The organism is Luteimonas sp. A277 (assembly GCF_054052045.1).
In genome coordinates this window covers 233,786-242,223 of the sequence record NZ_JBSVRG010000004.1, presented here as the reverse complement: position 1 = coordinate 242,223, position 8,438 = coordinate 233,786, and the positions used below count along the sequence as shown (strand labels likewise).

Here is an 8,438-nt window from a genome sequence, read left to right as displayed (position 1 = left end):
GGATTTCATCCTCCAGACGACGGAAGCCAGTGGGGTGGCGTCGACAGCCTTGGGCAACGGTGCCTGGGCGACGGAGCTTGGTGCGACTTCCGTGGGCACGCTGGCCGAGGCGACCGGCGTGCAGTCGACCACGCTGGGCACGCTGGCCTATGCGGACGGCGATGGTTCCACCGCTCTGGGCAGCGGCAGTTACGCGCAGGCCGACGACTCGACCGCGGTGGGCTTCCTGGCTAACGCCTCGGCGGCCAACAGCGTTGCGCTGGGTGCGGAGTCGGAGGCCGACCGTGCCAACACGGTATCGGTGGGCTCGGCCGGCAACGAGCGGCAGATCGCCAACGTGGCAGCGGGCACCGAGGGCACCGATGCGGTGAACCTGGCGCAGCTGGAAGCGGTGACAGGAGACACGCAGTACTTCCGCGCCACCGGCGCAGGCGAAGCCTACGTGTTCGGCGAGGATGCGACCGCGGCCGGCTCGGACGCCTTCGCCGATGGCGACTACACGACAGCGATTGGTGCGTCGAGCGATGCCTATGGAATGGGCGCATCGGCGTTCGGTAGTGGCGCCATGGCGCAGGCCGAGAACGCGACGGCAGTGGGCTTCAATGCGAGTGCCTGGGGCCAGAACAGCGCCGCATTTGGTGCCGGTGCGCAGGCAGATGGTGCCGCCAGCGTGGCGGTCGGCGGAAGTGCGGTCAACGAGAATGGGGATCCTCTTCTGGTCGATGGCAGCGGTAATCCGATCGAGACCAGTGCGACCAGTGCCGGGGTGGGCGGAACCGCGGTCGGCGCCAGCGCCGAGGCCTCGGGCTTTGCATCGACGGCGACCGGCGTGGGTGCTTATGCGGCGGGTGACCAGTCGTCGGCCTTCGGTGCAGTGTCCAATGCGATCGGTGACTACTCGACGGCGATCGGCACGATGAGCGCGGCGGTTGGAACCGCCAGCATTGCGATTGGTGAATCGAGCGTTGCCGGCGGCGAGGAGAGCATCGCAATCGGCGGCATGGCGTATGGCTTCTTTGCAACCGAGGCACTCGGTGACGGTGGCACCGCGCTGGGTGCCGGAGCCTGGGCAACTGGGGATCAAGCCACGTCGCTGGGCTGGATGAGCAGCGCCGATGGCGAGAACTCCACTACGGTAGGCGCAGCTTCGTGGGCGGAAGCCGATGACAGCACGGTGCTCGGCTACGGCGCCTATGCGTCTGCCGCCAACAGCGTTGCGCTGGGTGCGGGCTCGATGGCTGATCGCGAAGACAGCGTGTCCGTGGGCTGGGCTGGCAATGAGCGCCAGATCACCAACGTGGCGGCCGGTACCGAGGGCACCGATGCGGTGAACCTGGACCAGCTCACCGGTGCGATCGCGTCCGTCGACGCCGAAGGCAACCGCTTCTTCGCAGCAACTGCGGGTGAAGATGAGGCCGGAGTCGGCGCGATTGCCGCAGGCTTCAATGCCACTGCCGCCGGCGAGCAAGCATCGGCAGTGGGTGACGCCTCCGTAGCACTGGGCGCCTACGCGGAGGCAACGTCAGACAACAGCGTGGCGCTCGGTGCTTCGTCGCTGGCCGACCGTGCCAACAGCGTGTCGGTTGGCCATGCGGGCGGCGAGCGCCAGATCACCAATGTTGCGGCAGGTACTGAAGAGACCGACGCGGTGAATCTGGGCCAGCTGGCAGCGGTCTCTGACGAGGTGACGACGCTCGCCGAAGGCGTCGTGATGTATGACGATGCCGATCAGGGCGTGGTGACCTTCACCGGGGAGGAAGGCACGTTGCTGACCAACTTGGCTGCCGGTGAGATCAGCGCCGACAGCACCGATGCCGTCACCGGCAGCCAGCTGTTCGAAACCAACGAGCAGGTCACGCAGGTCGGTGAGCGGGTGGATGTGGTCGAAGGCCGGGTCGATGACCTGGACGGCCGCATCGGCGACGTCGCGGGAGTTGCAGCCAATGCCATTGCCTATGACGATGACTCGCGCGCAGTGGCCACGCTGGCCGGCGAGAACGGCACCCGACTGACCAACCTCACGGCTGGCCGCATCAATGCCACCAGCACGGACGCGGTGACGGGTGGCCAGATGCATGCCTCCATGAACTCGGTGGCGACCGCCTTTGGCGGCAATACCGTGGTTGATGCCAGCGGCCGCCTGATCGGCACCGTGTTCTCGGTGCAGGGTAGCTACTACGGCAACGTGGGTGAGGCGTTGGCTGCACTGGATAGCCACATTGGCATGCTCGATGGACGCCTGGACGATGTGGAAGGTGTGACGGCGGGCGGCCAGGGCACCAACAAGCGCGTTGCTGTTGGCGGGCGTAGCGAGGGCGGTGACGATGCGGCCATCGTTGATGGCAGCAGTGCGGTGGCAGCCGGCTCCGGTGCCAACGCTGGCGGCCCCAACGCCATTGCCATCGGCGGTGATGCCTACGCACATGGTGCGAATGACATCGCGATCGGTGGCAACGCCAGGGTCGATGCCGATGGCAGCACCGCGGTCGGTGCCAATGCCACCATCACCGCCGACGCCACCAATGCGGTGGCGGTGGGTGAGGGCACCAGCGTCAGCGCGGCATCGGGGACGGCCATCGGCCAGGGCGCTTCGGTGACCGCTGAGGGTGCGGTGGCACTGGGCCAGGGTTCTGTGGCAGACCGTGCCAACACGGTGTCCGTGGGTAGCGCCGGCAGCGAGCGTCAGATCGTCAACGTGGCGGCGGGTACCACCGCCACCGATGCGGCCAACGTCGGCCAAGTGACTGCAAGCGTTGCCGAAGCCAAGGCGTACGCCGATTCCACAGCCACCCAGACCCTGAGCTCTGCCAATGCCTATACCGACCAGCGGATGGCGGTGTGGAACGACAACTTCGACACCTTCCGCGGCGACGTGGAACGTCGTTTCCATGACGTGGACCGTCGTATGGACCGCCAGGGCGCGATGGGCGCGGCCATGCTGAACATGGCCACCAGCGCGGCCGGCATCCGCACCCAGAACCGGGTTGGTGTCGGTGTCGGCTTCCAGGGAGGGGAAAGCGCGCTTTCGGTGGGCTATCAGCGTGCGCTCAGTGAGCGCGCAACGATCACCGTCGGTGGTGCTTTCAGTGGTGACGAGAAGTCGGTGGGCGTGGGCGCGGGCTTCGGCTGGTGATCAGCCGAAGCCGGGAAAATTTCGCGATGGAACTTCGTGAAGATTGATCAACCAAGGTGAACCAGGAGAGGAATGTGCGGTCGAATAACAAGAAGCTGACTCTGTGTGCGTTGACCGTTGCGATGGCAGCGGCGTTTGGTGCGGCCCCCGCGCTTGCGGGTAACAATATCGACTATGTGCGGGCCAATATTGGCGTGCTCCAACAGGGAGAGACCTACGACAGGTTCGTGGTGAAGTACCGGGACGGCAGCGCCCAGAAGGCGAATACCGCAACGCTGCTGCGTTCAGTCAATACGGCTGCGGGCAGGGTCGCTCCGGCCAGCCGAGCGGGCGTTGGAGCACTGCGCGCAGCGCCGCTGCAAGCCCGACATGAGCGTCGTCTTGCGGTGGGTGCGGATGTCATCAGCTTCTCCCAGCGTCTGGACCATGCGCAGGCAAAGGCGCTTATTGAGCAGATTGCCGCCGACCCCAACGTCGAGTACGTGGAGCCGGAGATGACCCTGGTGCGGCTGGCTGAGCCGAACGACCCCTACTGGAATGAGCAGTGGGGCCTGCATACGCCCGACCAGAGCGGTGGTGGTGTCAATCTGCCGCCCGCGTTGGACAAGGCCTCGGGTGAAGGCGTGATCGTGGCCGTGCTCGACACCGGCGTGGTGTCCCATCCGGACCTCGACGCCAACGTCCTGCTCGAGGAGGGTTATGACTTCGTCGACCGGATCGCGGGTGGCTATGATCCGGGTGACTTCACCACCGGCAGCGAGGGCTGCGGCGTGGGCAGCAGTTCCTGGCACGGCACCCACGTGGCGGGCACCGTGGCCGCGGTGACCAACAACGGCGTTGGCGTGGCCGGCGTGGCGCCCGATGCGGCGGTGCTTCCGGTGCGCGTGCTGGGCAAGTGCGGTGGCGGTTCAGCGGGCATCGCGGACGCCATCGTGTGGGCCGCAGGTGGCAGCGTCAACGGCGCGCCGGACAACGAATTCAAGGCCGACGTGATCAACATGAGCCTGGGTGGTAACAGCCCCTCTGCCTGTCCCAACCTGTTCGTGGATGCGCTTGCCTTCGCCCATGAGCAGGGCGTGACCGTAGTTGTGGCCGCCGGGAACTCCGATGCTGACGTCACCCAGGCGAACGGCGTGGGTTACACGATGGGCAACTGCTCGAACGATATCGTGGTGGTTGGCGGCGTGGGCCCGTTGGGACGCCGCGGCGGCGTTGCCAGCAGCGGCACTACCCAGGCAGGCCATGGCTCCAGCCATGGGGTGCGGGTGGACGTCGCCGCGCCGATGGGCAGTGGCTGGGACTATAACGAGGAGCAGGTGCTCTCGACCGTGGACACCGGCACCACCGTTCCGGCCGGTCCGGGCTATGCGTACTACTACGGCACCTCGATGTCTTCTCCGCACGTCGCGGGCGTGGCTGCCCTGGCAATATCCGCGTCGGAAACCGCGCTGAGCCCGGACGAGGTCAAGGCGATCCTGAAGGACACCGCGCGTCCGTTCCCGGCACCGGTGGACAAGCCGATCGGTACCGGCATCGTTGACGCAGATGCCGCGGTAACTATCGCGATCGAAGGTCCGCCGCCGCCGTGCGATCCGGAAGTGGAAGAGTGCGAACCTCCGGCGCCGGAAGCCGTCGTGCTGCACAACAAGGTGCCGGTGCGCGGCCTGGCCGGTGGAGCGGGCAGCGAGACGCTGTACTCGATCGAAGTTCCGGCAGGCGTGACCGGGCTGCTGAGCATCACCACCAGCGGTGGCACGGGCGACGTATCGATGTATGTCAGCTTCGAAGCGGAGCCGGCTGCTGATGCGGCGGATTGGAGTTCGACCCGTCCCGGCAACAACGAGACGGTGCGTATCAACAACCCCGCGGCTGGGGTGTACTACATCAAGCTGGCCGGTGAGCGCGCTTACGGCAACGTGACGCTGCAGGCACGGCACAACTGATCTTGCGCCGTATGTAAACGCTCCAGGGGGCCCCGGCTTCGGCGGGGGCCCCCCTGGATAACCGGAGGTTCCAAGCGTCAACCAATAGGCAGCACTGCACCAAGGCAGTACCGGTCCCTTTGAAATGCCAATCGAGGTGAAACAGCTATGAACAAGCACAAGATCAGTTTGGCAATTGGCGCAATCCTCATCGCTGGTGCAGCAGTGCCTGCCGCACTGGCGTCCGGTCCGATTCCGGAAGGGCACGTGAGCGAGGCCGCACAGGCCGAACTGCACGCTGCGGCAGGCCAGCGCTTCGTGGTGAAGTACCGGCAGCCGTCCATGGTTTCCGACAGTCGCGCTGCGTCGCGGGTGCTGGGCGCGGCCGTGTCGCGGGCAGGCCTTGACCGCACGTTGCCCGCCACCCGCGGTTCCGGTGGTCGGGTAGCAGTGTCCGCGGCAGTGCTGCGCAAGATGGCGACGCCCGGCTGGCAGGTTGTGCGCGCATCGCGGATGCTGACGGACGCCGAATCGGCAAGTTTTATTCGTGAGCTGTCCGTCGACCCGGCGGTCGAGCGCGTCGAGGTGGACCGGCTCTATCACCATCTGGCGACGGCGGCTCCGGCCGCTGCACCGAACGATCCGAACTACGCGCAGTACCAGTGGAACTTCTACAACGCTGCCGGGGGCGTGGGGGCGGAAGAGGCGTGGGAGATTTCCACAGGTGAAGGCGTGGTGGTCGCGGTGCTGGATACCGGCATCACTGAGGACACCCTGGATCTGGCGGCTAACGTCATCCCGGGCTACGACATGATCAGCGATGCGCGAGTGTCGCGCCGCGCCGCCGACGGCCGTGTTGCCGGTGGCTGGGACGTCGGCTCGTGGACGGAGCAGGATTACTGCGTACCGCTTGGTGCGCCGCCGCACGGCCCGAGCAACAGCTCCTGGCACGGAACGCATGTTGCCGGCACGATTGCCCAGGAAACCAACAACGGGACCGGGCTGGCCGGCATCGCGCATGGCGCGAAAGTGATGCCGATCCGGGTACTGGGATCGTGCGGCGGTTTCGGCAGCGATATTTCGGACGCCATGGTGTGGGCCGCCGGCGGTTCAGTGCCGGGCCTGCCGGACAACGAGAACCCCGCCGAGGTGCTCAACATGAGTCTGGGCAGTGCCGGTCCGGCGGCGTGTCCGGCGTACTACCAAGATGCGATCGACGAGGTCAACGCCCGCGGCTCGATCATCGTGGTGGCCGCGGGCAACGACAACGCCAATGCGGGCAGCTACACGATGGCCTCGTGTGAGGGCGTGATCAGCATCGGCGCAACCGGTATTGCAGGTAACAAAGCCGGCTACTCGAACTACGGTGCCCGCGTGGACCTGTCCGCGCCCGGCGGCGGCGGTGGCGTCGACGGCAACCCGAACGGCTATGTCTGGCAGGTGATCAACCGCGGCACGCAGGGCCCTGTGGAAGACGACTGGGTCCTGGGCGGCAAGGCCGGCACGTCGATGTCGTCCCCGCACGTTGCTGCCGCCGCGGCAATGGTTCAGAGCGTGGTGGACACGCCGCTGGACTGGGAGCAGATGCGCGACCTGCTGACCAGCACCGCGCGCGCGTTCCCGGTGGCGCCACCGGTCGGTACACCGATAGGTGCGGGCATCCTCGACCTGAAGGCACTGCTCGACAAGGCCATCGAAGTGCCCTGCGACCCGGAGGTGGAAGAGTGTGAGGAGCCCGGCATCGAAGCCACTCCAATCGCCAACAAGGTGCCGGTGCGCGGGCTTTCGGGTACGGTCGGCGGCGAGACGCTGTATGCGATCGAAGTGCCGGCTGGCGTGAAGGGTCCGCTGAGCATCACCACCAGTGGCGGTAGTGGCAATGTATCGCTGTACGTCAGTCTTGATGCGGAGCCGGGTGCTGAGGCGGCCGACTGGAGCTCGACCCGTCCGGGCAACAACGAGACGGTACGCATCAACAACCCGGCAGCAGGCACGTACTACGTCAAGCTGGCAGGTGCCTACAGCAACGTCACCTTGCAAGCCCGCCACAACTGATCTGCCGCAGTACGTAAATGCTCCAACGACCCCGGCTCCGGCCGGGGTTTTTCATGCAGTGCAGGGCGTGAATACCAGCACCACGTGCTGTTCGCCGGCGGACGCATGGGAAAAATCAATGGCGAAACGATAGGGCTGTCCGGCGATGGATCCCATGCCGGTGAAGGCCGCCACGGTATTGCCTGACAGTTCTCCAGGACCGATGCGGTAGCCCGACGCGCTCAGCCGCTGGCGGTACGCGGCTGCCTGGGTTGCCGGGTCACCATCGTGGAGCCAGGTGGTGGACAGCACCTGGCGCATCAGGTCGTGGGATTCCAGGCCTTGCCACTCCACCCAGTCCGGCATGACCGGGAACGGAAACTGCGTACTCACCACCCGGGTGGGGGTGTCATGACTTCCCGCTGCCAACCCGGGGGCAGGCGTGGCGGCGACGATGGGTGCAATGGATTCCGGTCGCTGGCCGGTGGCCGGGGCGTGATCGCTGCTGCAGCTGAGGAGCATGAGGGCCGTGATGGCAAGCGTTGGAAACCTGGGATGCATGGTGGCTGTCCTCCTGTCCTATAGTCGTCTACGTTGAACCGGGCCTGGAAAAGGACATTCATGGCCGCCGTCGAAGGACGGGCCGCAATGGGGGGTGAAGTGATGCTGGATGACGAGGCAACGATGGAGATCTGCGCCAGTGCGGTAGAGCTGGCCCCCCTCCTGTACCCGGACATGCGCCGCGCGGCGCGTGGCATCCGCGCGCAGATGCCACGCAGCGGCACGTTGCAGACCACGGCGCTGATCCATGAGGCCTATCTGAAGATGCTGCGTGGTGGGCCTTGGGCCAGCAGAAAGCACTTCCTGGCCGCAGCCGCGGTGGCCATGCGCCACGTGCTGATTGACCAGGCGCGTTCGCGCTCGCGGTTGCGTCGCGGGGAGGGCGTGGTTCCGCTGTCGCTGGATGAAGCACTGCACGTGATGGAAACGCAGACGCTGTGGTCGGGCGAGGCGGACGAAGTGGGCGTCGCCATTGGGGAGGCCATCGAAGAGCTTTCGCAGATCCAGTCTCGGCTGGCCCGCGTGGTGGAGTGCCGCTATTTCGCCGGCTATACCGAAGTGGAAACTGCCGACATTCTGGGTATCACCACTCGCACCGTGCGCAGGGACTGGGTCAAAGCCCGCGCCTGGCTGGCGAGCCGGCTGGCGGATTACTCCGACGCGATGGACTGAGCTGGCACCGGGACAGGAGTTCCGGGTCCACTGTTCCAGCACTGCTGCAGCCGGTCCAGCTGCGGCAGCAGGTTCGCGCCGCCAGGCCCCAACCCGGTCAGTTCCTGGCGAGCCCC

5 protein-coding genes are annotated in these 8,438 nt (G+C 66.3%); 4 read left to right on the top strand and 1 reads right to left on the bottom strand.

All coding sequences use genetic code 11. The features are described from left to right. From ACW7G2_RS06035 to ACW7G2_RS06025, 3 genes are all read left to right on the top strand, one after another. On the top strand, window positions 1-3,133 hold a 3,133-nt coding region (locus ACW7G2_RS06035; RefSeq protein WP_456973727.1), incomplete at its 5' end, for a YadA-like family protein. Between the two features lie 74 nt (window positions 3,134-3,207). After that, window positions 3,208-5,076, top strand: coding sequence for a S8 family serine peptidase (locus tag ACW7G2_RS06030; RefSeq protein WP_456973725.1), 1,869 nt, complete (start codon window positions 3,208-3,210; stop codon window positions 5,074-5,076). A 147-nt stretch (window positions 5,077-5,223) separates the two neighbouring features. Then, window positions 5,224-7,110, top strand: coding sequence for a S8 family peptidase (locus tag ACW7G2_RS06025; protein ID WP_456973723.1), 1,887 nt, complete (start codon window positions 5,224-5,226; stop codon window positions 7,108-7,110). A gap of 51 nt (window positions 7,111-7,161) precedes the next feature. Here the strand turns inward: ACW7G2_RS06025 and ACW7G2_RS06020 are convergent, their stop codons facing one another. Further along, window positions 7,162-7,650: a hypothetical protein gene (locus ACW7G2_RS06020; protein WP_456973721.1), complete on the bottom strand. Its 489-nt coding sequence runs from the start codon at window positions 7,648-7,650 to the stop codon at window positions 7,162-7,164. 60 nt (window positions 7,651-7,710) lie between these two features. Here ACW7G2_RS06020 and ACW7G2_RS06015 point away from each other — a divergent pair, with 60 nt between their 5' ends. Continuing rightward, window positions 7,711-8,322, top strand: a complete 612-nt coding sequence (locus tag ACW7G2_RS06015; protein ID WP_456973719.1) for an ECF-type sigma factor — start codon at window positions 7,711-7,713, stop codon at window positions 8,320-8,322. The last annotated feature ends 116 nt before the right edge of the window (window positions 8,323-8,438 follow it).